Raw genomic sequence first — 23,390 nt, 5'->3', positions numbered from 1 at the left:
AGGCTGCTCCTACAAAAGCGTGCGCGATTGCAGCCATAGAGAAGTAGGTGCCCATGCCGGCCTCTTCGCAGCGCAAGGCTGCTCCTACAACAGCGTGAACGTTAGCGCAGGGTTCGCTCGATTCCTCCCAGCAACAGGCTTTCCATCAACCCCAGCCCTTCGCCTTCCGGCAGGCGCCGTGCCTGCAGCAGCCCTGGCAACTGGTTGAGCAGCGTCGCCAGCACATGCGCGGTTGCCGCCAGTGCTTCGCCTTTGAGGCTTGCCCGCGGTGCAATCAGGTGCAGCACCCCGGTTTCGTAACGCCTGCGCAGCAGCAGCAGGCGCGCCTGTTGCGCTTCGCTCAAGCAGCAAAAATCCCGCTCTGCCAGGCGAAACTGCAACGGCCGCTCGGCATGCAACTGCCAATGCGCCGCAATCAGGCACGACAACGCCGAACCACCCCGTGCCATGGCCCTGCGCCCAAGGTCCAGGGTCGCCTGCAGCTCCTCGTACAACTCTTCGATCAAGTCGTACAGCAGGTCCTGCTTGCTGGGGAAGTGGTGGTACAGCGAGCCCGCGGTCAGCCCGACGTGGGCCGCCAGTTCACGCATGCTGACCTGGCCGAAGCCCTTTTCGGCAAACAGCGCCATGGCCCGGTCACGTCGCTCTTCAAAATTGGCACAGCGCATTGCAGCGTTGACCGGGGGCATGGCACTTGCTCCTCAATAGGTGAAGAAACCGCGGCCGCTCTTGCGCCCCAGCCAACCGGCCGCGACCATTTCCTTGAGCAACGGCGCTGGGCGGTACTTGCTGTCACTGAAGCCCTCATGGAAGGCCTCCATGATTGCCAGCAGGGTATCCAGGCCGATCAGGTCGGCCAGTGCCAGTGGGCCGATCGGCTGGTTGCAGCCCAGGCGCATGCCAGTGTCGATGTCCTCGGCACTGGCCAGGCCTTCCTGGCGCACGAAGATCGCTTCGTTGATCATCGGCACCAGAATGCGGTTGACCACAAAACCTGGGCGATTGCCGGCGCTGATCGGGGTCTTGCCCACCTTCTCGGTCACCAGCAGGGCCTGGGCATAGGTGCTGTCGCTGGTCTGCAGGCCACGGATGATCTCGACCAGGGCCATCATCGGCACCGGGTTGAAGAAGTGCACACCGATGAACCGCTCGGGGTGCTCGATGCTCGCGGCCAATTGCGTGACCGACAGCGACGAGGTGTTGGTGGCGATCAGGCAGTCGGCTGCCACGCTGGCAGCCACTTGCTGAAGGATGCGCTGCTTGAGCTGCAGGTTTTCGGTGGCTGCCTCGATCACCAACTGCGCGCCACTGAGTTGCGCGTAGTCGGTGCTGGTGCGGATGCGGGCTTTCGCCGCCTCGGCCTTTTCGGCGTCGAGCGTGCCTTTGCTGACCTGGCGCTCGAGGTTCTTGCGCAAGGTGGCCACGCCACGCTCCAGCGCGGCATCGGAAACGTCCACCAGCAGCACGTGGTAGCCCGCCACGGCGCACACCTGGGCAATGCCGTTGCCCATGGTGCCCGCGCCGATCACGGCAATCTGTTCGATGTTCATGTGTCAGTTTCCTCAGACGCGCTCGAAGACCACGGCGATGCCTTGGCCGCCGCCAATGCACATGGTGGCCAGGGCGTAGCGGCCCTGAATGCGGTGCAGTTCATGGATGGCCTTGGTGGCGATGATCGCGCCGGTGGCGCCGACCGGGTGGCCGAGGGAGATACCCGAACCGTTCGGGTTGACCTTTTCCGGGTCGAAGCCGAGCTCGCGGGCCACGGCGCAGGCCTGGGCGGCGAAGGCTTCGTTGGACTCGATCACGTCCAGGTCCTGGATGCTCAGGCCGGTTTTTTCCAGCACCTTGCGGGTTGCCGGGATCGGCCCCAGGCCCATCAGCTCGGGCTCGACGCCGGCATGGGCGTAGCCCACCAGGCGTGCCAGCGGTTTCAGGCCCAGGCGGCGCACGGCGTCACCATTGGCCAGCACCAGGCCGGCCGCGCCGTCGTTGATGCCACTGGCATTGCCGGCGGTGACGGTGCCGTCTTTCTTGAACACGGTCTTCATGCCCGCCAGCTGCTCGGCGGTGACATCACCACGCACATGCTCGTCGACGCTGAACTGTACGCTGCCTTTGCGGGTTTTCAGTTCCAGTGGGACGATCTGGCTGCTGAAGCGGCCTTCGGCAATGGCACGTGCGGCGCGGCGCTGGCTGGTCAGGGCCAGCTCGTCCTGCATTTCACGGGTGATGCCGTGTTTGGCCGAGACGTTTTCGGCCGTGATGCCCATGTGGAAGTGTTCGAAGGGGTCTTGCAGCACGCCGACCGTGTAGTCGATGCCTTGCAGGTCGCCCATGCGTGCGCCCCAGCGGGCTTGTGGCAGCAGGTACGGGCCGCGGCTCATGGACTCGGCGCCCGCCGCCAGGGCCACATCGGTGTCGCCGAGCAGCAGGCACTGTGCCGCCGAGACAATGGCCTGCAGGCCCGAGCCGCACAGGCGGTTGACGTTGAACGCCGGGGTTTCCTTGGGGATGCCAGCGTTCATCGCTGCAACCCGCGCCAGGTAGGCATCACGGGGCTCGGTGGGGATCACGCTGCCCATCACCACATGGCCGATTTGCCCGGCGTCCACGCCCGCGCGTTCGATGGCGGCACGGGTTACGGCGGTGGCGAGGTCGGCCAGCGGCAGGTCCTTGAGGGAACCGCCAAAGCCACCAATGGCTGAACGGACGGCACTGACGACGTAAATTTCTGCGCTGCTCATAGGGGCTCCGATTGCGAAGGCATGGCGGGACCGGGCCTGGCTCTGCGAGAATGGCGGGCGATCCCTTCGTTCATCCGAGTCTAGGCAAAGGCTCTGTCAGAGCCTATGCCGGATCTGTTCAATCAACCTGGCACTTTTTGCCACTCAGCATAGACAGCGAAATCCGCCATGCGCGATAGCGATACGGTCGCCGTGTACTTCCTCGAAGCCATGCTTCATGCCCTGCGCGAACGCCCGGACGTGCGCGATGCACACCTGCGTGCGGTCGGTATCGACCCGCAACTGCTCGAGCAGCCCCAGGCCCGCGTGCCGGCCAAGGCATTCGCTCAGCTGTGGCTGGCCCTGATCCAGCTGTTGGACGACGAGTTTTTCTGCCTCGACAGCCACGGCATGCCGCTGGGCAGCTTTGCCCTGATCTGCCGTGGCCTGATTCAGGAGCCGAACCTGGAAAAGGCCTTGCGTCAGTGCATGGGCGGTTTTGGCCTGTTTCTGCGTGACCTGCACGGTAGCCTCACGCTACGCGGCGGCAGGGCGGTGATCAGCGTGCAGTCGAGCATTGCCGACCCGGTTACGCGTGTGTATGCCGAAGAAACCTACCTGGTGCTGATGATCGGCTTGCTGTGCTGGCTGGCAGGGCGGCGCATTGCCATCGACCGCACCGAGCTTGCGGTATCGCGCCCCGCGCAGGACGATGACCTGCTGTTGTGGGGGCCTGACCTGCGCCTGGGCAGTGGGCGTACCGAAGTGGAGTTCGACAGTGCCTACCTGCGCCTGCCGGTGGTGCAGGACCTGCCGGCCTTGAAGACCTTTTTGCGCAGCGCCCCCCAAGGCCTGGTCATTCGCTTTCGCAACCAGAACGGCCTGGTGGCCGAGGTCTATCGCCACCTACGCGCACGTCGCTACGGGCAATGGCCGACGTTGGCCGCGTTGGCCCAGGTGCAGGGAATCAGCGCCAGTACGTTCCGCCGTCAGCTGGAGCGGGAGGGGCGTTCGTACCAGCAGATAAAGGACGAAGTACGCCGGGCGATGGCCTTCGAGCACTTGCGCGAAGGGGTGCTGAGCATCGCCGAGGTTGCCGAGCAGGCCGGGTTCCAGGAGCCCAGTGCATTCCACCGGGCGTTCAAGAAGTGGACCGGGCAGAGCCCCGGCAGCTATCGAGCCAAGTTGACCGGGCGCAGTGGCTAAGCCGACACCATCAGGCCGGCACCATCGCAAAGCCGACGCCGAAGCGGTTCCAGGCATTGATGGTGGCGATGGCCAGCGTCAGGTTGACCACTTCCTGTGGCTCGAAATGCGCTTGCAGCGCTTCGTATTCCGGTTGTGGCGCACCGCGCTCCGGCAGCCGGGTCAGGCACTCTACCCACGCCAGTGCGGCACGTTCACGCGCAGTGAAGTAGGCGGTTTCCTGCCACACGCTCAGCGTTTGCAGGCGTGCTTCGGTTTCGCCGGCCTGGCGTGCGTCATTGGCATGCATGTTGACGCAGTAGGCGCAGCCGTTGATCTGCGAAGCGCGCAGGCGCACCAGTTCGAGCAGTGAATTCTCCAGGCCGCACTTGGCCAGGGCCTGTTCCAGGCCGACCATGGCTTTGTAGGCTTCCGGTGCGTGCTTGGCCCATTCAATACGTGTGTTCATGGTGTTCTCCAGAAGGTGTTGGGTGGACATGGCGCTACCTTAGCGCTGTGCAGCGATCAGCCCGATAGCCAATCGCACACTTTGCCCGGAGGCCAATCCGGGCATTCAGGTGGCCACTGAGGGGCATCCAATCTCTTCATTTCTGCCAAGGCCGGCAAGCCGGGATAATGGCCAGGTCTTGCAGAAGGAGTACCGATTCATGTCCGATGAACGCTATATGCGCGAAGCCCTCGAACTGGCCCGCACCAACATCCAGGCCGGTGGCCGGCCCTTTGGTGCGGTGCTGGTCTATCAGGGGCAGGTGGTGGCGCGCGCGGTCAACGAGATCCACAGCACCCAGGACCCGACCGCCCATGCCGAGATGCAGGCCATCCGCAAGGCCGCGCATGCCTTGGGCCAGGCTCGTCTGGACGGTGCCGAGGTCTACGCCAGCGGTCACCCGTGCCCGATGTGCCTGGCGGCCATGCACCTGTGCGGCATCGAGCGTGCCTGGTTCGCTTATGACAACGATGAAGGCGAGCCTTACGGCTTGTCCACCGCTGCGGTGTATGCGCAGATGGCGCGCCCACCGCAACAGCAGAGCCTGCCGTTGCGGCCGCTGAAACCCAGTGGCGAAGCCGGCCTGTACCTTGAGTGGAAGCAGGCCAACACGCAATGAGAACTGCCTTGAATCTGTTGCTGGTGGTGCTGCTGGCGCTGAACTTGCGCCCGATCCTCACCAGCGTCGGGCCGCTGCTCGAACCCATGCGCGCCAGTACCGGCCTGGGCTATCAGCAGGCCGCACTGCTGACCGCGTTGCCCGTGTTGTGCATGGGCCTGGTGCCGTTGTTGCAACCTTGGTTGCGGCGCTGGATCAGCGAACATGGCGGCATGCTCGCCGGCTTGTCGGCCATTGCGCTGGCGTGCTTGTGGCGCCTGCAACTGGACAGCGCCTGGGGATTGATTGCCAGCGCGGTGGTCGCCGGCCTCGGCGTGGCGGTGGTCCAGGGCATGATGCCGGGGTTGGTCAATCGCTGGTTCCCGACCCGCCTGGCTGGGGCCATGGGCATGTATTCTGCGGCCTTGATGAGTGGTGGCGGCTTGGCGGCGGTGCTTGGCCCGCATATCAGTGGGTACTTTGGCCATTGGCAGGCCGGGCTGGGCCTGTGGGCGATCCCGGCGCTTGTGGCGCTGCTGGCCTGGACGCTGCTGCGGCCACGGCAGGCTACGCCGACGCTGGCGGGTGCCGCAGGCGGGCATTGGTTCGGCACCCGCCGTGCCTGGTTGCTGGCGGTGTATTTCGGTCTGATCAATGGTGGCTATACCAGCATGGTCGCTTGGTTACCGGCCTATCACCTGGAGCACGGCGGGACCGCCCAGGGCGGTGGTGACCTGGTGGGGCTGATGACGATCTTCCAAGTTGCCGGCGCGCTGGGGCTGCCGTTGTTGCTGCGCCGCTGGGTGGACCGTCGGCCTGGGTTGTGGCTGGCGCTTTCGATCCAGCTGGCCGGCTTCCTTGGGCTGCTGCTGGCGCCCACGCTGAGCATGGGCGTGTGGGTGGCGATGATCGGCTTTGGCCTGGGGGCGTGCTTCAGCCAGAGCCTGACACTGACCCTGGAGCACCTGAAAACACCCGCCGAAGCGGGGAGCCTGGCGGCCTTTGTTCAAGGGATCGGCTTCATCATTACCGGGATCGTGCCGTACATCACGGGCTGGTTGCGCGACGTCAGTGGCGACTTCCAGGCGTCGTGGGTGCTGTTGACCGTGACCGTGGTGGCGATGTTGCTGGTGACGGCCTGTTTCGCGCCACGCGGCTACGCGGCAGCTATTGCCCGTTCGGTGCCGAACGGCCAGGCCGCGTCGGTCAGCTAAGGCGTTGCAGGGTATCGCGAACACGGTCAAGGGCGGGGTCGATGTCGAGCAATTCGATGGCGCCGAAGCCCATTACCAGCCCTGGGCGCACAGGCACGTCACTGAAGAAGGGTGCCAGCGAGTAAAGGCCGACCTCCACCTTGCGTGCGAGGTTGGCCAGCAGTTCGACATCCACCCCCGGCTTGGCCAATGCGCTCAGGTGGAAACCGGCGCTGGCCGGCACGGCGCTGAACCAAGGCGCCAGGTCGCCGCCCAGGCGGGCGAGGATGCGCTCGCGGCGAGCACTGTAGACATCGTGACAGCGGCGGATGTGCTTGTTCAGGTGGCCCTCGCTGATGAAGCGCGCCAGCGCCCATTGCAGCAGGGTCGGGCTGTGCCAGTCGCTCAGGTGCTTGGCCACACAGGCAGCCTTCAGCACCGCGGGCGGCAACACGGCGTAGCCCAGGCGCAGCTCCTGCAGCAGGGTCTTGGAGAAGGTCCCGACGTAGGCCACCAGGCCATGCCGGTCGAGGCGCTGCAAGGCGTCGGCGGGCGGCCCCTGGTAGCGGAATTCGCAGTCGTAATCGTCTTCAATGATCAACGCGCCAAGCTCGGCGGCGCGTGCCAATAACGCCCGCCTGCGCGGCTCGCTCATCGGCATGCCGAGGGGGAACTGGTGTGACGGGGTCACGTAGATCAGCCGCGTGCCGTCGGCGATCTGCTCGACGCACATCCCTTGATCATCGACCGGTATTGATTGCAGGCGTGCGCCCAAGGCCAGGAACAGTTGACGGGCCGGCGGGTAACCCGGGTCTTCCATGGCCACCGGGCAGCCCGGTTCGATCAGTACCCGGGCGATCAGGTCCAGCGCCTGTTGCGCGCCATTGCACACCAGCACGTCCGCTGCGTTGCAATGCACGCCGCGAGCGTAGGCGATGTGGTGGGCGATGGCTTCACGCAGCTCAGGCAGCCCCTGGGCAGAGAACTGCCGCTCGGGGTGCCGCTGGCTGCGGCGCAGGGCGTAGTTCAGGCAGCTGCGCCACTGGTCGAACGGGAACTGCGTCTTGCTCGACGCACCGCCAACGAAGTCATAGCGCGACGGTGCTTGCAGTTGCGGCCTACCCAGCACGGTCGCGCGTTGTTGCCAGCGTTCGAGGGATGCCGCAGCCGCCAAGGGGATGGCCGTTGCCTCGTTCGAACGCAGGGGGTGGCGCGGAGTGATGAACGTGCCACGGCCGACCACACCGCTGAGCAGGTTGTCATAGGTAAGCCTGGAGTACGCTTCGGCCACGGTCTTGCGCGACACGCCCAGTTGTTCGGCCAGCAGCCGGGTGGGCGGCAATTGGCTGCCGGCCGCCAGGTGGCCACTGTCGATGCCCGCGCGCAGTTGCTGGTAGAGCTGGTCGGCGAGGCCTTTACGGCCTTCCAGGCGGATGTGCAGTTCCATGAAACGATCCGGTGCGGGGGAGTGCTGAGGATAGCGGATCGCACTTCAACGTACAGTGCCAATGCACCGCGTTGTGCCTACAAGCGTGCCGTGCTGACCGTGATGTAGCCTTTGTCGGGCAGGGCGATGCGTATCACCGTTTCATCGGCCGGTGCCTTGTGTTTTTGCTTGATACGCACCCCGTCAACCGCAGCCGCTCGCATCCGGTGGCTGATGGCGCGGCCACTGGCGTCGAAGAAGGCTTCGCTGGCCAGCAGCTCGATGCGCTCGATCAACTGGCGGGTGCGCTCGTCGGTGGCACAGAAGAACAGCACACCCGACAGGTGCGGGTCGTCATCAGGGTTGCTGACCTTGTGGGCCAGCAGTTCACGCAGGGTGTGGCGCAGTTCGGCGGTGGGGCGAGCGGACTGGTGCATGCGGGGGCCTCCTCTGAGTCGTCCAGAGGGATCATGTTTTCAGCAGTCAGGCGCGACAAGTAGGGCATTTCTGACGTGGTTGTGGGGTATTTCTGAAAGTGTTCAGCCTTGGGTTTTTCTGCGCTTATGAGATCGAGCGCCGCCCGCGCGGCGCTTCGCAGCACAAGGCTGCTCCCACATCTGTTTCGGGCCAGTTATTCCTATTCCATGCGCGCGCGGCCCCTTACCGCCCACCTCAATATCGAGTTGGACCAACAAGGCGGTCGCGCGCAAATATCACAGGCCTCACTGGCCCGAAACAGATGTGGGAGCAGCCTTGTGCTGCGAAGCGCCGCGCGGGCGGCGCTCGATCTCCCAGGCGCTGCACATCTAACGTCATACCTATCCCGCCCCCAAACCCAACCCCAAACCCGCATCGACAATTTCAACCCAATGCCGCACCGGCGTGCGCCCGGCCCCCGCAAGGTGGGCCTGGCAACCGATGTTGGCGGTAACAATGACCTGCGGCCTGCCGCTCTCCAAGGCATTCAGCCGGTTGTCCCGCAACTGCCGCGACAGCTCAGGCTGGGTCAGCGAATAGGTCCCCGCCGACCCACAGCACAAATGGCCATCCGGCACCGCGGTCAGGGTAAAACCGAGGCGAGTCAGCAGGCCTTCCACCGCACCGCCAAGCTTGAGCGCGTGCTGCAAGGTGCACGGACAATGAAAGGCCACACGCTGCTCGGCGCACAGCCCAAGCTGCTCGACCGGCGCTTCGCACAGCACTTCCACCAGGTCGCGAGACAAGGCACTGACCCGCGCCGCCTTGGCGGCATACCGCGGGTCCGCCTCCAGTAAGTGGCCGTAATCGCGCACGAACGCGCCGCAGCCGCTGGCCGTTTGCACGATGGCTTCAGCCCCCGCTTCGATGGCCGGCCACCAGGCGTCGATGTTGCGCCGGGCGCGGTCCAGGCCTTGGGCCTGGGCATTGAGGTGGTAATCGACCGCACCACAGCAACCGGCTTCGCGAATCGGTTCGACGCTGATCCCCAACCGGTCCAGCACGCGCGCGGCAGCGGCGTTGGTATTGGGCGACAGCGCTGGCTGCACGCAGCCTTCGAGCATCAGCACCCGGCGCGCATGCCGTGGCGCCGGCCGTACGCCGGGTGCGGTCACCTGGGCGGGCAGCTTGCTTTTCAGGGTTGCTGGCAGCACCGGGCGCAAGGCTTGCCCAGTGCGGCACAGGGCCTTGAACAGCGCAGGGCGCGGCACCACCGCCCGCAGCCCCCCTTGCAGCAGGCGCTGGCCAAGCGGGCGCGGCACTTGCTGTTCGACCACGGCGCGGCCGATGTCCAGCAAATCGTGGTATTTCACGCCTGAAGGGCAGGTGGTTTCGCAGTTGCGGCAGGTGAGGCAGCGGTCCAGGTGCAGTTGCGTGCTGGCGGTGATTGGTGCGCCTTCGAGCACTTGTTTGATCAGGTAGATGCGCCCGCGAGGGCCATCCAGCTCGTCGCCGAGCAACTGATAGGTGGGGCAGGTGGCCGTGCAGAAACCACAGTGCACGCAGCTACGCAGAATGCGTTCGGCCTCTTCGGCGCGGGGCAGGCGTTTGGCGGCTTCACTCAGGTTGGTTTGCATGGTGTGCCCTCATAGGTCTGGGTACAGGCGGCCAGGGTTGAAGATGCCCTGGGGGTCGAGCTGCAGCTTGAGGGCTTTGTGGTAGCGCAGCAGGGCGGCGGGTAATGGTGCGCTGCTCTGTTCGCCAGGTGCGTAGCAAGTGGCATGGCCGCCGACGTTGGCAACCGCTGCGCGAATCGACTCCACTGGCGCGCTCGACTTCAGCCAGCGCTGCGCGCCGCCCCAGTCGATCAGTTGGCGCCCGGGCAGGTTCAGCTCCCCGGTGGCGTTGGGCACGGACAGCCGCCACAGCGGTGCCGGGTCGTCAAAAAAAGCCAGGCGCTGCTCGCGCAGGTCGGTCCAGAAACAGCTGTCGAGCACGTCACCTCCCAAGCGTTGGCGTGCCGACTGTACCGAGCCTTCACCCCCTTCCAGGCGCAGGTACAGCGCCTCGCCGTCATGGCAGGCAGCGCTGATCGGCAGCGGCTGCTGGCCCCAGGCGGTAAGCGCCGCCAGCGCCTGGTGACGGTCCATCGGCAGGCATAGGCTCAGGCATTGGCGCGGGCGCGGCAGTACTTTCAGCGACACCTCGGTCAGCAGCCCGAGGCAACCGAAACTGCCGACCATTAGCCGCGAGACGTCATACCCGGCGACGTTCTTCATGACTTCACCCCCAAAACGCAGCAGTTTGCCGTGGCCAGTGATCACCCGGGTGCCGAGCACATGATCGCGCACCGCCCCGGCCCAGGGCCGGCGTGGCCCGGACAACCCCGCCGCAACGACACCGCCGAGGGTCGCTTCGGGGCCGAGGTGCGGGGGCTCGCAAGGCAGCATCTGGCCAGCCTCGTGCAGCGCTGCCTCGACTTCCTGCAGCGGCGTGCCGGCGCGTGCGGTCAGCACCAGTTCGGTGGGGTCGTAGCTGACGATACCGCGATGGCCGCGGGTATCGATGACTTCCCCGGCGACCGGGCAGCCGAGCATGGCCTTGCTGTTGCCGCCCTGGATTCGCAGCGGTGTGCCCAGGATCAGTGCCTGGTTGACCTGCTCCAGCAGGGCCTGGCTGATGTCGCGGTCCTTGCCCATCAGAAACGCTCCAGGTCAGGGAAGGGCAACTGCCCGTGGTGCACATGCATCGCGCCGAATTCGGCGCATCGGTGCAGGGTGGGGATGTTCTTGCCAGGGTTGAGCAACCCTTGTGGGTCGAAGGCGGCCTTCACGGCGTGGAACAGGGTGATTTCGTCGCTGTTGAACTGCGCGCACATCTGGTTGATCTTCTCCCGCCCGACGCCGTGCTCGCCGGTGATGCTGCCGCCTACCGCCACGCACAGTTCGAGGATCTTGCCGCCAATGGCCTCGGCGCGTTCCAGTTCGCCGGGCAGGTTGGCATCGAACAGGATCAGCGGGTGCATGTTGCCGTCGCCGGCATGGAACACATTGGCCACGCGCAAGCCGTACTGTTCGGACAGTGCGCTGATGCCCTTGAGTACGCGCGGCAACTCGCGGCGTGGGATGGTGCCATCCATGCAATAGTAGTCGGGTGAAATGCGCCCCACCGCCGGGAAGGCATTCTTGCGCCCGGCCCAGAAACGCGCGCGTTCTGCCTCGTCGCAGGCCAGCCGCACCTCGCGTGCGCCGGCCTGGGTCAGCACGGCCGCGACCCGCTCGCAGTCGTCATGCACATCGGCTTCGACACCATCGAGTTCGCACAGCAGGATCGCCGCCGCATCCACGGGGTAGCCTGCGTGGATGAAGTCCTCGGCAGCGCGAATCGCCAGGTTGTCCATCATCTCCAGCCCGCCGGGGATGATCCCGGCGCCGATGATCTCGGCCACTGCCCTGCCGGCGTCCTCGACGCAGTCGAAGCTGGCGAGCAACACCCGCGCCACCTGGGGCCTGGGAAGCAACTTGACGGTCACTTCGGTGATGATGCCGAGCATGCCTTCGGAGCCGGTGAACAGTGCCAGCAGGTCGAAACCGGGGCTGTCGAGGGCGTCGCTGCCCAGTGTCAGGCGTTCACCCTCGACTGTGAGAATCTCCACCTTGAGCAGGTTGTGCACGGTCAAACCATACTTGAGGCAATGCACGCCCCCGGCATTTTCGGCCACATTGCCGCCGATGGAGCAGGCGATTTGCGAAGACGGGTCGGGGGCGTAGTACAGGCCATGGGGTGCGGCAGCCTGGGAGATCGCCAGGTTGCGTACCCCGGGCTGAACACGGGCGAAGCGCCCCTCGGGGTTTATCTCGAGAATGCGGTTGAAGCGCGCCATTACCAGCAGGATGCCTTTGGCCAGTGGCAGGGCACCCCCGGAAAGCCCGGTGCCGGCACCGCGCGCCACCACCGGTACGCCGCGTTGGTGGCAGAGTTGCAATAAGGACTGAACCTGTTCCAGGCGTTCGGGCAGCACCACCAGCAGGGGCACCGTTCGGTAGGCGGAGAGGCCGTCACACTCGTAGGGTTTGAGGTCTTCTGCGCGATGAAGAATCGTCAGGTCCGGCAGCGCATCGCGCAGGGCCTTGAGCAGGGCGGGCAGGTCCACGTCAGGCAGCGCTCCATCGACCCGCTCGTCGTAGAGGATGTTCATGGGGCTCACTCGGCGGCAATTGTTATTGTCGTTGGAAGCGTATCACCCCTTCAGCCTGCGTGTGCCCGCAGCACACCCACGCCTGCTAAATCTGCGAAGAGAAGCAGGCGTGGGTGTGCTGAGTGCAAGGTTTCAATGATTTGCTACAGGGTCGTCCTGGGAGAGAATGGCCCGGGCCAGTTCTTCGTCATTGGCCTGCAGGCCGGGGTGGTCCTTGCGTGCCTGTTCCAGCGCCGATTCCACGTAGGCACCGCGGATAGCACCACCGCTGGCGACGAAGGCAGACAGCTCGTCACGGGCCGGGATGATCCGTTTATCGTCCTTGAAGGTCGAATACAGCGAAGCGGAAACACCGGCCGAGGTGGCCACGTCGCCCGCATCGACGCGGGCCAGGGCAGCACCGGCAGGCAGCAGGAGCAGCAGCGCGGGGGCGAGGAATAGGTGGCGCATAGTGTGTTCTCCAGTAGCGTCAAGCCCAAGGAAATAAACCACTCACTGAGTAAGAGAGCTTGGGAGTGCGAGTAGTTCAATTTTTGCCTGGGGACTGCCGCACGCGCTGGACATGCACGGCTTGCGTCGTGGGCAGGAGCAGCCTTGTGCTGCGAAGAGGCCGGTACCAGCCACGAATTACTGGGGTCTGTACCGGCCTTTTCGCAGCACAAGGCTGCTCCCACCGGGGCCGCGCATCAACGGCGATAGTAGCGGTGATCGTCCTGATAGCGGTGATGCATTGCCCGTTCATGGCGGCGCTCCCAATCACGACGGCGTTCCCAATCGCGTCGGCGCTCCGCTTCGCGGCGGGCTTGCTCGCGGCGCCATTGTTCTCGGCGCCAGTCGCCTCTGCGATCGTGCCAACGATCATCGTGCCAATCGCGGTCATCATGGGCGAGCAACGGCGCCGTGTGCTCACCCGCCAGGCTGGCCACGGTCGGCCAAGGGTTTTCTGCCGGATGCTGCGGTGCCTGAACGATTGCCGCCGGGGAGACCGCGTTCGAGGTCTTTATCTGTGATGCTGATGCCGAGCCCACCGCCGCGAACGTGAACAGGCTGAGAAGCATCAACCGTGCGACATGCATTTTCATGAGCGAAGCCAACCTCTGGTTCTATTTACCTGTGCAGATAGACCTTTAAATAGGGAAAAGTTCTAGAAGGGGTAGGGGTTGATTGATTTGGCGCCTATGAGATCGAGCGCCGCCCGCGCGGCGCTTCGCAGCACAAGGCTGCTCATCATCTGTTTCGGGCCAATTATTCCTGGGGCATGGTGCGCGACCCTTGTCAGCCCTATCGCACTATCAACCCCCATCCGCCACAAACACAGCCCGCATATGCCCCCGATAACTGTCAAACGCGGCAATCACCCCGGCAACCACCTCCGCTTCCTCATCAGCCTCCAGTGCCAACCCATCAAGCTTGGCGACAAACTCACGCCAGTGCAGGCCGCGGCCATCGGGGTGGGGCGCCAGGTGCCGAGCGCCCAGGTTGCCATCCAGGCCCAGGCGCTGGGTCTGTTTGAACAGGAACGCCGCCCCCAGGTTCGACCCTTCGCTGCAATACAGCCAACCCAACGCCTCGGCAGGGCTGGTAATGACCCGTTGCGGCGCAGCAGGCAGCGGCAACCCCAAGGCTTGCAGATCTGCCTCCACCGCTTCGAACCGCGATAAATGCACCAACCCCGGCAGCCGTCGATTCAGCTGCTCGTCGCGGTACAACGCCGTCAGGCTGCCATGGAAACGGTGTTGCACCTGCAGGAAACGGGCATAGCGCTCACGGTCCTCGAAGGGGCGTGCGGCCATGACCAGTGCGTCGACACTGTCGTGGTCGCGGCTGCTGGACGCTTTCAGGCGTGCGCAGCGGCCGGGTTCGGTGAGGCACGTGGCGGTAGCAGTCATTGGGCGTTTCCGTGTCGAGGTGGCGAGGGTGGCATGGTAATCAGATCGTTCAGTCCAGGAAACGATCCTGTCATGCTGAAAATAATCGGCAGTGATTTATCATGCAGCCTGTCGTCATTACCCCAAGGAGTCAGCGCATGAGCGCCCCTCAGTTCCGCAACCCCGTGCCCGCCGACGCTGAACGCTGCTACGCGATCGAAATCGGCGCCTACGAAGGGGATGAAGCGGCTACCCTGGAAAAAATCCGCACCCGCATTGCCCAGTACCCGGAAGGTTTTCTGCTACTTGAAGCCGAGGGCGAAACCGTCGGCTTCATCAACAGTGGCTGTGCGCATGACGTGGTCATGTCTGACGAGGCCTTCAAGGAGCTGGTCGGCCATGACCCGGCAGCGCCGAACGTGGTGATCATGTCGGTGGTGGTCGACACCGCACACCAGGGCAAAGGCTATGCAAAACGGCTGATGAGCGAGTTCATCCAGCGCATGAAGGCCCAGGGCAAGCAGACCATCCACCTGATGTGCAAAGAGCAGCATGTCGCGCTGTACCAAAAGCTGGGCTACACCTACGTGCAGCCATCGCCCTCCGAGCACGGTGGCATGGCCTGGCACGAAATGCTCATGACGCTCTGAGCCTTATTCGGCCATCTGCAGCTCGGGCAGTTTCACCCGAAACGCCCGGGTCAGCCCAAGCAGGCAGGCGAACCCCACGCCCATCCAGCACAGCCCGATGGTGAACGACAGGCTCGACAAGCTGCTCCACAGCCACAGCGTACTGAGAAACCCCAGCCCAGGAACCACACCGTACAGCAGGCAGTTGCGCGTGCCACGCAGCTTCTGGTCGACCAGGTAGTGCTTGACCACGGCCAGGTTCACGGCGGAAAACGCGAACAACGCGCCGAAGCTGATCATGTTGGCGACGGTGTCGAGGGTGATGAACAGGGCGATCAGCGACAGCAGGCTGACCAGCATGATCGCCGCCGCCGGTACGCGCTTTTTCGTCACCAGTTGACCAAACACCGCCGGCAACGCTCCATCGCGCCCCATGGCGAACAGCACCCGCGACACGCTTGCCTGGGAGACCATGGCCGAAGCGAAGCAGCCGGCGACATAGGTGGCGGTAAACGCCGTCACCAACAGTTCACCGCCCACCCGGCGCATCACGTCCACCGAGGCCGAATCGGGGTCGGCGAAACTGCCCCACTCCGGGAAGACCATCTGTGCGCAGTACGACACCACCAGAAACAGCAGCCCGCCGATCAGCGACACGGCCATGATCGCCAGTGGGATGCGAAACGTTGGGTTGCTGGTTTCCTCGGCCATGGTCGAGACCGCATCGAAGCCAAGAAACGACAGGCACAGCACGGCGGCGCCGGTCATGATCAGCGGCACGCTGAAGCCCTCATGGTGGAAGGGCGCAAGCAATGATACAGGTGCTGACTGGCCGGCCAGGTTGCTGATCGACAAGCCGACGAAGACGATGATGAACACCAGCTGGACGACCACCAGAATCCAGTTCACCCGGGTAATCGATTCGATACCGATCAGGTTGAGGAAGGTCACCAGGGCGATGGAGCCTGCGACCCACACCCAGGCGTGGATGGCCGGGAAGTACTCCGACATGTAGATGCCGATCAGCAGGTAGCTGAGCAACGGCAAGAAGATGTAGTCGAGCAGCAGCGTCCAGCCGGTCATGAAGCCGATGTGGGTGCCGAAGGCTTTGCGGGTGTAGGTGTACACGGAGCCGGAGTAGGGGTGCGCTTGCACCATGCGGCCATAGCTGTAGGCAGTCAGCAGCATGGCGGCGAGGGTCAGCAGGTAGGCGGTGGGCAGGTGCCCCTTGGTCATCTGGGTAACCAGGCCATAGGTGGTGAATACCGCCAGTGGCACCATGTAGGCAAGGCCGAACAGCACCAGGGCACTCAGCCCCATGGATTTTCTGAAGCGGCCCGAAGGGCTGGAAGGCGACGCGACATGGGCGGGTTGGGCTGTAGTTGTTGTTGTATGCATTGCGAACTCCTGAAATCGGATGCAGGACGCCGCGGTAGGCGAGTGGGCTCGATACCGTTGCGGGGTCATGAAAGGAGGCTGGGCCAGCGTGCGGTGCGCGGCCCTCAGGGGTGGGGCCGGACGATGCTCCCACACCCCGGGCACACTCGAAATCACCCTTTGGGGTGAGCCGGTCGTCGCCTGAAAACGCTCACCCCAAAGGGTGATTTCGGTCTCTGCCTGGCCGTGGGAGTATTTGCAAACAACGCGCCGCCCCGACGGCGATACCGTTTCCCGCTACCGGCAGAATTCCAGTGAACAGTGACCAATTGGCTTCAGAGCAGTGGTTCGAGCACATGGCCAAGGTGACCGACACGATCGGCCAACCAGGCTTTGCCGCCACCTTGTTCGGTGCGCTCGGGTTCATCCGGCCGATCCAGGCCACCACGGTCTACCTCTACCCCCATGACGGCATGCCGAGCGCGCTGTTCGAGCAAGATGACAAGGCGCCCTGGCTGCCAGAAGGCAATGTCAGCCGCTACCTTTCCGGGTTCTACCTGCTCGACCCGTTCTACGGTGCCTGCGTGGAGCGCGTCGAGTCTGGCTGCTACGGCCTGTTCGACGTGGCCCCTGACCACTTCGAAGTGAGTGAGTACTACCAGTCGTTCTACCGCCATTCGCACCTGGAGGATGAGCTCAATTACATCCTGCAGGTCGCGCCCGGCCAGAGCCTGGCGGTGTCGCTGGCCTTCACCGACAAACTGGACGTGCCAAGCCGCGAGCTGTTCGGCCGTGTCACGCCTTGGGTGCTGGCGGTGCTCAACAAGCACTTCGCCGGGCTGGGGAGCCGCGGGGGGCGTTTCGAGAACGTGCTGGAGCAGCGTATCCATGCCGCGCTCAACAACTTTGGCAGCTCGTTGCTGACCGAGCGCGAGTGCCGCATCGCCCAACTCATCCTGCGTGGCCACTCGACCAAGTCCTTGGCCGAGCGCCTGGGGGTGTCGGAAGACACCATCAAGTCCCACCGCAAAAACGTCTACGCCAAGCTCGACATCGGCACGCAATCCGAACTGTTTTCCTTGTTCATCGACGCGCTGGCCAATGCCCAGGGCGTGCTGGGCAAGGACCCGCTGGAAAGCTACATGGGCAAGCTGCGCTAAGCGCCGCAGCCCTGCAACACCCACCGACAACAAGGAAAACCACCCATGAATGCGCCTTTCGTTCCCCAACGCCAGACCCGTGACTACCAGGCCGCCGACGCCGCGCACCACATCCACGCCTTTCTCGACCAGAAGGCGCTCAATGCCGAAGGCCCGCGGGTCATGGTTGGAGGTGAACGGCTGCACCTGTGGGACAGCGAAGGCAAGCGTTACCTGGATGGCATGTCGGGGCTGTGGTGCACCCAACTCGGTTACGGTCGCAAGGACCTGACCGCCGCCGCCGCCGCGCAGATGGACCAGTTGGCCTACTACAACATGTTTTTCCACACCACCCACCCGGCGGTGATCGAGCTGTCCGAGTTGCTGTTCAGCCTGTTGCCTTGCCACTACAGCCACGCGATCTACACCAACTCCGGGTCCGAGGCCAACGAGGTGCTGATCCGTACTGTGCGCCGTTACTGGCAGGTGGTTGGTCAGCCGACCAAGAAGATCATGATTGGCCGCTGGAATGGCTACCACGGCTCGACCCTGGCGGCCACGGCGCTGGGCGGCATGAAGTTCATGCACGAGATGGGCGGGCTGATCCCGGACGTGGCGCACATCGACGAGCCGTACTGGTACGCCGAAGGTGGCGAGCTGACCCCGGCCGAGTTCGGCCGCCGCTGCGCGCTGCAGCTGGAGGAAAAGATCCTCGAACTGGGTGCGGAAAACGTCGCCGGTTTTGTCGCCGAACCCTTCCAGGGGGCCGGGGGCATGATCTTCCCACCGGAAAGCTACTGGCCCGAGATCCAGCGGATCTGCCGCCAATACGACGTGCTGCTGTGCGCCGACGAAGTGATCGGCGGTTTTGGCCGCACCGGCGAATGGTTTGCCCATGAGTATTTCGGCTTCGAGCCGGACACCTTGTCGATCGCCAAGGGCCTGACCAGCGGCTATGTGCCCATGGGCGGCCTGGTGCTGAGCAAGCGCATCGCCGAAGCCCTGGTGGAACGCGGCGGCGTGTTTGCCCACGGCCTGACCTACTCAGGCCACCCGGTGGCGGCGGCCGTGGCCATCGCCAACCTCAAGGCGCTTCGCGATGAAGGCATCGTGCGCCAGGTGAAGGATGACACCGGGCCGTACCTGCAGCGCATCCTGCGTGAAGTGTTTGCCGATCACCCCTTGATTGGCCAGGTGCAGGGTGCGGGCCTGGTGGCGGCGCTGCAGTTCGCTGAACACAAGCCGACCCGCAAGCGCTTTGCCAACGAGAACGATCTGGCCTGGCAGTGCCGCACCTTCGGCTTCGAAGAAGGCGTGATCATTCGCTCGACCTTGGGCCGGATGATCATGGCGCCGGCACTGGTGGCCAACCGCGCCGAGCTGGACGAACTGGTCGACAAGACACGTATCGCTGTAGACCGCACTGCCCGGTTGGTGGGCAGGCTCTGAGCCAGTGGGGGCGCTTTGCGCCCCATTCGCGACGCAAGGCCGCTCCTACACGTGCAGGCGATCGTCTGTAGGAGCGGCCTTGCGCCGCGAATGGGCTGCAGCGCAGCCCCAGAATCCAAGACAGTCATAGGGAGTGAAAATGGAGCGTCTCGAATACTGGCAAACGCGCGCTGCAAGCCTGCGTTTGCCCGACAAGGCCCTGATCGGCAGCCAGCAGGTGAGCGCTAACAGCGGCGCCACGTTCGCCGCCATCAACCCAGCCACCCAGCAGGTACTGGCGCAGGTCGCCGCCTGTGGTCAGGCTGAAGTCGACCTGGCGGTGGCCACCGCACGCCGTGCCTTCGAACAAGGCCCGTGGTCGCGTATGGCCCCGGTTGAGCGCAAGAAGGTGTTGCTGCGCCTGGCCGAGCTGATCATGGCCAACCGCGAAGAGCTCGCGCTGCTGGACTCGCTGAACATGGGCAAGCCGGTCATGGATGCCTACACCATCGACGTCCCCGGCTCGGCGCATGTCTTTGCCTGGTACGGCGAGGCACTGGACAAACTGTACGACCAGGTAGCGCCCACCGCGCCCAACGCGCTCGCCACCATCACCCGCGAAGCGCTGGGCGTGGTCGCCGCCGTGGTGCCGTGGAACTTCCCGCTCGACATGGCGGCCTGGAAGCTAGCGCCGGCGCTGGCGGCCGGCAACAGCGTGGTGCTAAAACCCGCCGAGCAATCGCCGTTCTCGGCGCTGCGCCTGGGGCAACTGGCGCTGGAAGCCGGTTTGCCGGAGGGCGTGCTGAATGTCGTGCCGGGCCTGGGCGAAGACGCGGGCCGGGCGCTGGGGCTGCACCCCGACGTCGACTGCCTGGTGTTCACCGGCTCCACCCAGGTAGGCAAGTACTTCATGCAGTACTCGGCGCAGTCAAACCTCAAGCAGGTCTGGCTGGAGTGTGGCGGCAAGAGCCCGAACCTGGTGTTCGACACCTGCCAGGACCTGGACCTGGCTGCGGAAAAAGCAGCGTTTGGCATTTTCTTCAACCAGGGTGAAGTGTGTTCGGCGAACTCGCGCCTCTATGTGCAGCGCTCGATCCACGATGCGTTCATCGAGCGCCTGCAAGCCAAAGCCCGCCAGTGGATGCCCGGCAACCCACTCGACCCGGCAAGCCGCGCGGGTGCCATCGTCGATGCCGAGCAGACCGGTCGCATCAAGGCCGCCATCGACCGTGCGCACGCGCAGGGCGCCCAGCTAGTGTGCGGTGGCCGGCGCCTCACCATTGACGGCTCGGACAACTACATCGAACCGAGCATTTTTGCCGGCGTCGATGGCAGCATGAGCCTGGCCCGGGAGGAAGTGTTCGGCCCAGTGCTGGCGGTCAGCGCGTTCGACACCGAAGAGCAGGCCGTGCGCCTGGCCAACGACAGTGTCTACGGCCTGGCGGCGTCGGTGTGGAGCGACGACTTCAACCAGGTGCATCGCGTTGCGCGGGCGCTGAAGGCTGGCACCGTTTCGGTCAACACGGTGGATGCGCTGGATGTCACGGTGCCGTTTGGGGGTGGCAAACAGTCGGGGTTTGGTCGCGACCTGTCGCTGCATTCGTTCGACAAGTACTCACAGCTCAAGACCACCTGGTATCAGCTGCGCGCTTGAAAGCCGAATGCTGCGTACCCCAGCCACGCGCGCCCGGTGTAGGAGCAGCCTTGCGCTGCGAAGAGGCCGGTGAACGCACTGAAGATTTACTGTGTTATCTCCGGCCTCTTCGCAGCACAAGGCTGCTCCTACCACGACCGCGCATGGCTGAAGGGCAGGGCAGTCAGCTCAACTCCCCTTCCATGATGATCACCTCGCGACGCCGCGCGCAGTGCGAATGCCTTGACGCTCAGGTAGGCTATCGTCAGCCCCGCAATCACCCGGGAGGTAACGATGCAGCCACTGACCCACGCACAGGTACTGGCCATTGCCCAGGAAAATCCCATCAACCGGGCTTTGCTGTCGCTGTTGCCCACGCTGGATATACCGCACTGCATGCTGACAGCGGGGTGCCTGTTCCAGGCCTTCTGGAACCATCGCTCCGGGCAACCGGCAGCGTGGGGCATCAAGGATTACGACATTGCCTACTTCGATGAAGACCTGTCGTGGGAGGCTGAAGACCGGGTGATTGCACGGGTTCAGCAGGCCAGCGCGCACCTTGGCGTCAATGTCGAGGTGCGCAACCAGGCCCGTGTTCACCTGTGGTACGCCTCGAAGTTCGACGCTACCTACCCGGCATTGCAACGGGTAACCGATGGCATCGACCGCTACCTGATCAGCTCGACCTGCCTGGGCGTAGATGTCCACACCGGCGTGCTCTACAGCACCCATGGGCTGGATGATCTTCAGCACGACCTGCTAAGGCCCAACCCATTGAACCTGCAACCTGCGTTGTTCGAGCAAAAAGCGGCCAGCTACCGTGAGCGCTGGCCGTGGTTGAAAGCGGTTGGCTAAGCGATCACCGCATATCACACCTGGCTGTCAGTGCGCCCGTCATGGGTGGTCAGCCGGCGTGAGCCACTGCGCGTAAGTGATGCAGCTGATGTGTTCGGTTCGATAATCCTGAAGGAACGGGTTGTACTTGTTTTCTTCGGTGTGGTGATGGCGGAACCCGCACTTCGATTGGGCAACAAAAGACTGGGTGTTGTCAGCGAAATAGCCACACCAGAGCGCCTTGAGTTTCAGGGTTTCAAACCCGTGCCGCATCACTTCACGCACGGCTTCGGGAATCAGGCCTTTGCCCCAGTACGGCACGCCGATCCAGTAGGCGATTTCGCCTTCCTGCTCGCTGATCTCGAAGTGGCTGTTGCCGCCTATCAGAATGCCCACACATCCCACTGCACGGCCGTTCTCCTTCAGTTCGACGGCATACACCTCCGGGTGATTGAACACGGTGCGGATGATCTCGGCACTGTGCGCAACGCTGGTGTGCGGTGGCCACCCCGCGACAGGGCCAACGCGGTCGTCCTTGGCATATTCGTATAAGTCAGCGGCATCTGTTTCTTGCCAAGGGCGCAGCCGTAGCCGTTGGGTTTCAAGTCGCATGTCCTGTACTCATCCTGGGTTGCTCGGGAGTCACAGGGTAGTGGGCGGCGCTTGATGGGTACACGTCAGTACCTCGGCAGTTTCGGTACTTTTCGAAACTCCATCAGCGAGCGGTGATAAGCTTTGCGCAGTTTAATTGGGCAGCGTTGAGCCACCATGCAGCACATTCCGAAACTGGTTACACCGGGCGACCCGCCCCGGTTGGGGGACACCACCCTTGCCGAAGGAGTAGGCGTGCCGCTGTCTTTCGGCCATGCCTACATAACGTTGCTGGTGTGCTTGTCCGGCAGTGCCGCCTTCGCATTCAACTTCAAGGACCAGGCGGTCAGGCGTGGTGATGTGATGGTGTTGGCCGAGGACACGATCGCGTTGCTCAAACGTCGCTCACGCAGTTTCAGGGTATTTTTTTGCCTGATGCCCAAAGGCTTTGCTGCGGAGGTGGCTTACCAACTGCCAAACCCCTTGTTCGTTTTCTTGCATGACCACCCTCACTGCGTGCCGGCCAATGCTGACAGGCCGCTGCTGGGGGGCTGGTTGGCGCACATGCGGGACATTGCGCAGCGCTGCCCCACGTACCAGCACATCATGCTCAGAAATCACCTGCAAAACCTGTTTCTGAAGATCGCCGAGCAACTTCCGGCGCAGTACCAGGCGGGCCGGCAATTCAGCCGCCAGGAAACACTCAGTTGGCGTTTCTGGGAGTTGATAGGCAAGCACTGCATGCGCCACCGAGAGGTGAAGTTTTATGCCGATGCGCTGACGATCACGCCGTTTTATCTGTCGCAGCTCAGCAAGGCTTTTTTCAATGACACCCCCAAAGGCTTGATTGACCGCCAGGTGACCTTGGAAATCAAGGCACTGCTTTCATACAGTACCCTGGCGATTGGGCAAATCGCGGACACGCTCAACTTCGCCGACGCGTCGTATTTGTGCCGGTATTTCAAACGCCAGACGGGGGTTTCGTTGTCCTACTATCGCAGCCACTCGCATGAGCCGAACGGATCGCGGCCAGGCCCTTGATTGCTAGGGTTGCTTGCGGCGGGGCATTATCCTGCTTTGACTCGCCACGGATGACGACCATGCACATACGCCAACTGATCCACGACGACCTGCCCTCTGCCAGCACCCTGTGCCTGGACGCATTCATGCAGGCCGTTGCACCTTCGCTGTCGGCGCAGGGTGTGGACACCTTCGCCAAGGTGGCGGCGGCACAGGCGTTTGCCGAGCGTATGGAGGGCGACAACCTGATGCTGGTGTGCGTCGCGGACGGCGCCCTCACCGGGTTGATCGAATTCAAGGAAGGCCGCCACGTGGCCATGCTGTTCGTCGCACCGGGCTGGCAACGTCGGGGCATCGGTACGCGCCTGATGAACGCGGCACTGGCGCAGGCGAGGGAGGCGGTGGTGACGGTCAGGGCCTCGTTGTCATCGGTGGCCGCCTACGAACGCTATGGGTTCGTTCTGACAGGCGACGTGGGCGAGTTTGCCGGGCTGGTCTATCAGCCGATGGAGAAGCGGTTGCCCTGATTTTTAGCGATGCCGTTACCCAACGCCCAATTCTTCTTGCACACATAGGCGCACTTGCCGGGGACGCACCCCCCTGTAGGAGCAGCCTTGTGC

At 64.0% G+C, this 23,390-nt stretch carries 24 protein-coding genes; 10 read left to right on the top strand and 14 right to left on the bottom strand.

Translation table 11 applies throughout. From position 1 onward, the window contains the following. Positions 1 to 101 precede the first annotated feature (101 nt). The 3 genes from GIB19_RS26710 to GIB19_RS26700 are packed head-to-tail and all read right to left on the bottom strand — an operon-like array spanning position 102 to position 2,747. Positions 102 to 689 carry a TetR/AcrR family transcriptional regulator gene (locus GIB19_RS26710; RefSeq protein WP_265967340.1) on the bottom strand — a complete coding sequence of 196 codons (588 nt, stop codon included), beginning with the start codon at positions 687 to 689 and terminating at the stop codon, positions 102 to 104. A 12-nt stretch (positions 690 to 701) separates the two neighbouring features. Next, positions 702 to 1,550, bottom strand: coding sequence for a 3-hydroxybutyryl-CoA dehydrogenase (locus tag GIB19_RS26705; RefSeq protein WP_027593715.1), 849 nt, complete (start codon positions 1,548 to 1,550; stop codon positions 702 to 704). A gap of 12 nt (positions 1,551 to 1,562) precedes the next feature. Continuing rightward, the gene (locus tag GIB19_RS26700) at positions 1,563 to 2,747 is read right to left on the bottom strand and encodes an acetyl-CoA C-acyltransferase family protein (RefSeq protein ID WP_274888671.1); all 1,185 of its coding nucleotides are present in this window, start codon (positions 2,745 to 2,747) and stop codon (positions 1,563 to 1,565) included. A 168-nt stretch (positions 2,748 to 2,915) separates the two neighbouring features. On the opposite strand from GIB19_RS26700, the gene GIB19_RS26695 reads away from it, so the two are divergent. Then, positions 2,916 to 3,932, top strand: coding sequence for an AraC family transcriptional regulator (locus GIB19_RS26695; RefSeq protein ID WP_274888668.1), 1,017 nt, complete (start codon positions 2,916 to 2,918; stop codon positions 3,930 to 3,932). A 10-nt stretch (positions 3,933 to 3,942) separates the two neighbouring features. On the opposite strand, the gene GIB19_RS26690 is transcribed toward GIB19_RS26695, so the two are convergent. Continuing rightward, positions 3,943 to 4,380: a carboxymuconolactone decarboxylase family protein gene (locus tag GIB19_RS26690; RefSeq protein ID WP_027593712.1), complete on the bottom strand. Its 438-nt coding sequence runs from the start codon at positions 4,378 to 4,380 to the stop codon at positions 3,943 to 3,945. Positions 4,381 to 4,579: 199 nt separating this feature from the next. On the opposite strand from GIB19_RS26690, the gene GIB19_RS26685 reads away from it, so the two are divergent. Then, positions 4,580 to 5,038 carry a nucleoside deaminase gene (locus tag GIB19_RS26685; protein WP_274888667.1) on the top strand — a complete coding sequence of 153 codons (459 nt, stop codon included), beginning with the start codon at positions 4,580 to 4,582 and terminating at the stop codon, positions 5,036 to 5,038. Continuing rightward, positions 5,035 to 6,231: a cyanate transporter gene (locus GIB19_RS26680; protein WP_274888666.1), complete on the top strand. Its 1,197-nt coding sequence runs from the start codon at positions 5,035 to 5,037 to the stop codon at positions 6,229 to 6,231. Before GIB19_RS26685 ends, GIB19_RS26680 begins: the two co-directional genes overlap by 4 nt. Here GIB19_RS26680 and pdxR read toward each other — a convergent pair. The 8 genes from pdxR to GIB19_RS26640 form a co-directional block, all read right to left on the bottom strand. Further along, a complete protein-coding gene (pdxR, locus tag GIB19_RS26675; RefSeq protein WP_027593709.1) occupies positions 6,224 to 7,657 on the bottom strand; it encodes a MocR-like pyridoxine biosynthesis transcription factor PdxR in 1,434 nt (477 codons plus the stop codon). The genes GIB19_RS26680 and pdxR overlap by 8 nt on opposite strands. Before the next feature lie 77 nt (positions 7,658 to 7,734). Next, positions 7,735 to 8,073, bottom strand: a complete 339-nt coding sequence (locus GIB19_RS26670) for a hypothetical protein (RefSeq protein ID WP_274888664.1) — start codon at positions 8,071 to 8,073, stop codon at positions 7,735 to 7,737. A 381-nt stretch (positions 8,074 to 8,454) separates the two neighbouring features. Continuing rightward, a complete protein-coding gene (gene glcF, locus GIB19_RS26665) occupies positions 8,455 to 9,690 on the bottom strand; it encodes a glycolate oxidase subunit GlcF (RefSeq protein ID WP_274888662.1) in 1,236 nt (411 codons plus the stop codon). A 9-nt stretch (positions 9,691 to 9,699) separates the two neighbouring features. Beyond that, on the bottom strand, positions 9,700 to 10,752 hold the full coding sequence (gene glcE, locus GIB19_RS26660; RefSeq protein WP_274888661.1) for a glycolate oxidase subunit GlcE: 1,053 nt from the start codon (positions 10,750 to 10,752) through the stop codon (positions 9,700 to 9,702). Beyond that, a complete protein-coding gene (glcD, locus tag GIB19_RS26655) occupies positions 10,752 to 12,251 on the bottom strand; it encodes a glycolate oxidase subunit GlcD (RefSeq protein ID WP_274888660.1) in 1,500 nt (499 codons plus the stop codon). The genes glcE and glcD overlap by 1 nt, the downstream gene beginning before the upstream one ends. Positions 12,252 to 12,383: 132 nt before the next feature. After that, the gene (locus GIB19_RS26650; RefSeq protein WP_099429773.1) at positions 12,384 to 12,701 is read right to left on the bottom strand and encodes a DUF2388 domain-containing protein; all 318 of its coding nucleotides are present in this window, start codon (positions 12,699 to 12,701) and stop codon (positions 12,384 to 12,386) included. A gap of 236 nt (positions 12,702 to 12,937) precedes the next feature. Continuing rightward, positions 12,938 to 13,333 (bottom strand): hypothetical protein, encoded by a 396-nt coding sequence (locus tag GIB19_RS26645; RefSeq protein WP_274888659.1) that lies wholly within the window; start codon positions 13,331 to 13,333, stop codon positions 12,938 to 12,940. A 210-nt stretch (positions 13,334 to 13,543) separates the two neighbouring features. Next, positions 13,544 to 14,140, bottom strand: coding sequence for a biliverdin-producing heme oxygenase (locus GIB19_RS26640; protein ID WP_274888657.1), 597 nt, complete (start codon positions 14,138 to 14,140; stop codon positions 13,544 to 13,546). A 137-nt stretch (positions 14,141 to 14,277) separates the two neighbouring features. On the opposite strand from GIB19_RS26640, the gene GIB19_RS26635 reads away from it, so the two are divergent. After that, a complete protein-coding gene (locus GIB19_RS26635; RefSeq protein ID WP_027596229.1) occupies positions 14,278 to 14,769 on the top strand; it encodes a GNAT family N-acetyltransferase in 492 nt (163 codons plus the stop codon). 3 nt (positions 14,770 to 14,772) lie between these two features. Here the strand turns inward: GIB19_RS26635 and GIB19_RS26630 are convergent, their stop codons facing one another. After that, entirely contained in the window at positions 14,773 to 16,146 is a 1,374-nt protein-coding gene (locus GIB19_RS26630) for an APC family permease (RefSeq protein WP_274888655.1), read from the bottom strand. Between the two features lie 335 nt (positions 16,147 to 16,481). On the opposite strand from GIB19_RS26630, the gene GIB19_RS26625 reads away from it, so the two are divergent. The 4 genes from GIB19_RS26625 (at position 16,482) to GIB19_RS26610 (ending at position 21,180) form a co-directional block, all read left to right on the top strand. Further along, positions 16,482 to 17,285 carry a helix-turn-helix domain-containing protein gene (locus GIB19_RS26625; RefSeq protein WP_099430929.1) on the top strand — a complete coding sequence of 268 codons (804 nt, stop codon included), beginning with the start codon at positions 16,482 to 16,484 and terminating at the stop codon, positions 17,283 to 17,285. A gap of 45 nt (positions 17,286 to 17,330) precedes the next feature. Further along, the gene (locus tag GIB19_RS26620) at positions 17,331 to 18,713 is read left to right on the top strand and encodes an aspartate aminotransferase family protein (protein WP_274888654.1); all 1,383 of its coding nucleotides are present in this window, start codon (positions 17,331 to 17,333) and stop codon (positions 18,711 to 18,713) included. A 139-nt stretch (positions 18,714 to 18,852) separates the two neighbouring features. Continuing rightward, positions 18,853 to 20,346 carry an aldehyde dehydrogenase gene (locus GIB19_RS26615; protein WP_238216848.1) on the top strand — a complete coding sequence of 498 codons (1,494 nt, stop codon included), beginning with the start codon at positions 18,853 to 18,855 and terminating at the stop codon, positions 20,344 to 20,346. A gap of 273 nt (positions 20,347 to 20,619) precedes the next feature. Beyond that, positions 20,620 to 21,180 (top strand): nucleotidyltransferase family protein, encoded by a 561-nt coding sequence (locus tag GIB19_RS26610; RefSeq protein ID WP_274888653.1) that lies wholly within the window; start codon positions 20,620 to 20,622, stop codon positions 21,178 to 21,180. A gap of 39 nt (positions 21,181 to 21,219) precedes the next feature. Here GIB19_RS26610 and GIB19_RS26605 read toward each other — a convergent pair whose 3' ends face one another. Beyond that, positions 21,220 to 21,771, bottom strand: a complete 552-nt coding sequence (locus GIB19_RS26605; protein ID WP_274888651.1) for a GNAT family N-acetyltransferase — start codon at positions 21,769 to 21,771, stop codon at positions 21,220 to 21,222. A 156-nt stretch (positions 21,772 to 21,927) separates the two neighbouring features. Between GIB19_RS26605 and GIB19_RS26600 the strand changes: the two genes are divergently transcribed. Further along, entirely contained in the window at positions 21,928 to 22,791 is an 864-nt protein-coding gene (locus GIB19_RS26600) for a helix-turn-helix transcriptional regulator (protein WP_085273145.1), read from the top strand. A 59-nt stretch (positions 22,792 to 22,850) separates the two neighbouring features. Continuing rightward, positions 22,851 to 23,297, top strand: a complete 447-nt coding sequence (locus GIB19_RS26595; RefSeq protein ID WP_274888650.1) for a GNAT family N-acetyltransferase — start codon at positions 22,851 to 22,853, stop codon at positions 23,295 to 23,297. Positions 23,298 to 23,390: the final 93 nt, after the last annotated feature.

The organism is Pseudomonas sp. ITEM 17296 (assembly GCF_028895205.1).
Lineage (GTDB): Bacteria > Pseudomonadota > Gammaproteobacteria > Pseudomonadales > Pseudomonadaceae > Aquipseudomonas > Aquipseudomonas kermanshahensis.
Note: the sequence above shows the minus strand (reverse complement) of the source record. Positions and strands in the feature narration are given on the sequence as shown.

Excerpts from the sequence above, each read along its gene's own strand:
- pdxR (WP_027593709.1), bottom strand. The coding sequence starts at position 7,657 with ATGGAACTGCACATCCGCCTGGAAGGCCGTAAAGGCCTCGCCGACCAG.
- GIB19_RS26690 (WP_027593712.1), bottom strand. The coding sequence starts at position 4,380 with ATGAACACACGTATTGAATGGGCCAAGCACGCACCGGAAGCCTACAAA.
- glcE (WP_274888661.1), bottom strand. The coding sequence starts at position 10,752 with ATGGGCAAGGACCGCGACATCAGCCAGGCCCTGCTGGAGCAGGTCAAC.
- GIB19_RS26595 (WP_274888650.1), top strand. The coding sequence starts at position 22,851 with ATGCACATACGCCAACTGATCCACGACGACCTGCCCTCTGCCAGCACC.
- glcF (WP_274888662.1), bottom strand. The coding sequence starts at position 9,690 with ATGCAAACCAACCTGAGTGAAGCCGCCAAACGCCTGCCCCGCGCCGAA.
- GIB19_RS26640 (WP_274888657.1), bottom strand. The coding sequence starts at position 14,140 with ATGACTGCTACCGCCACGTGCCTCACCGAACCCGGCCGCTGCGCACGC.
- GIB19_RS26650 (WP_099429773.1), bottom strand. The coding sequence starts at position 12,701 with ATGCGCCACCTATTCCTCGCCCCCGCGCTGCTGCTCCTGCTGCCTGCC.
- GIB19_RS26695 (WP_274888668.1), top strand. The coding sequence starts at position 2,916 with ATGCGCGATAGCGATACGGTCGCCGTGTACTTCCTCGAAGCCATGCTT.
- GIB19_RS26605 (WP_274888651.1), bottom strand. The coding sequence starts at position 21,771 with ATGCGACTTGAAACCCAACGGCTACGGCTGCGCCCTTGGCAAGAAACA.
- GIB19_RS26610 (WP_274888653.1), top strand. The coding sequence starts at position 20,620 with ATGCAGCCACTGACCCACGCACAGGTACTGGCCATTGCCCAGGAAAAT.
- GIB19_RS26680 (WP_274888666.1), top strand. The coding sequence starts at position 5,035 with ATGAGAACTGCCTTGAATCTGTTGCTGGTGGTGCTGCTGGCGCTGAAC.
- GIB19_RS26600 (WP_085273145.1), top strand. The coding sequence starts at position 21,928 with ATGCAGCACATTCCGAAACTGGTTACACCGGGCGACCCGCCCCGGTTG.
- GIB19_RS26705 (WP_027593715.1), bottom strand. The coding sequence starts at position 1,550 with ATGAACATCGAACAGATTGCCGTGATCGGCGCGGGCACCATGGGCAAC.
- GIB19_RS26620 (WP_274888654.1), top strand. The coding sequence starts at position 17,331 with ATGAATGCGCCTTTCGTTCCCCAACGCCAGACCCGTGACTACCAGGCC.
- GIB19_RS26645 (WP_274888659.1), bottom strand. The coding sequence starts at position 13,333 with ATGAAAATGCATGTCGCACGGTTGATGCTTCTCAGCCTGTTCACGTTC.
- GIB19_RS26615 (WP_238216848.1), top strand. The coding sequence starts at position 18,853 with ATGGAGCGTCTCGAATACTGGCAAACGCGCGCTGCAAGCCTGCGTTTG.
- GIB19_RS26630 (WP_274888655.1), bottom strand. The coding sequence starts at position 16,146 with ATGCATACAACAACAACTACAGCCCAACCCGCCCATGTCGCGTCGCCT.
- GIB19_RS26635 (WP_027596229.1), top strand. The coding sequence starts at position 14,278 with ATGAGCGCCCCTCAGTTCCGCAACCCCGTGCCCGCCGACGCTGAACGC.
- GIB19_RS26710 (WP_265967340.1), bottom strand. The coding sequence starts at position 689 with ATGCCCCCGGTCAACGCTGCAATGCGCTGTGCCAATTTTGAAGAGCGA.
- GIB19_RS26670 (WP_274888664.1), bottom strand. The coding sequence starts at position 8,073 with ATGCACCAGTCCGCTCGCCCCACCGCCGAACTGCGCCACACCCTGCGT.
- GIB19_RS26625 (WP_099430929.1), top strand. The coding sequence starts at position 16,482 with ATGGCCAAGGTGACCGACACGATCGGCCAACCAGGCTTTGCCGCCACC.
- glcD (WP_274888660.1), bottom strand. The coding sequence starts at position 12,251 with ATGAACATCCTCTACGACGAGCGGGTCGATGGAGCGCTGCCTGACGTG.
- GIB19_RS26700 (WP_274888671.1), bottom strand. The coding sequence starts at position 2,747 with ATGAGCAGCGCAGAAATTTACGTCGTCAGTGCCGTCCGTTCAGCCATT.
- GIB19_RS26685 (WP_274888667.1), top strand. The coding sequence starts at position 4,580 with ATGTCCGATGAACGCTATATGCGCGAAGCCCTCGAACTGGCCCGCACC.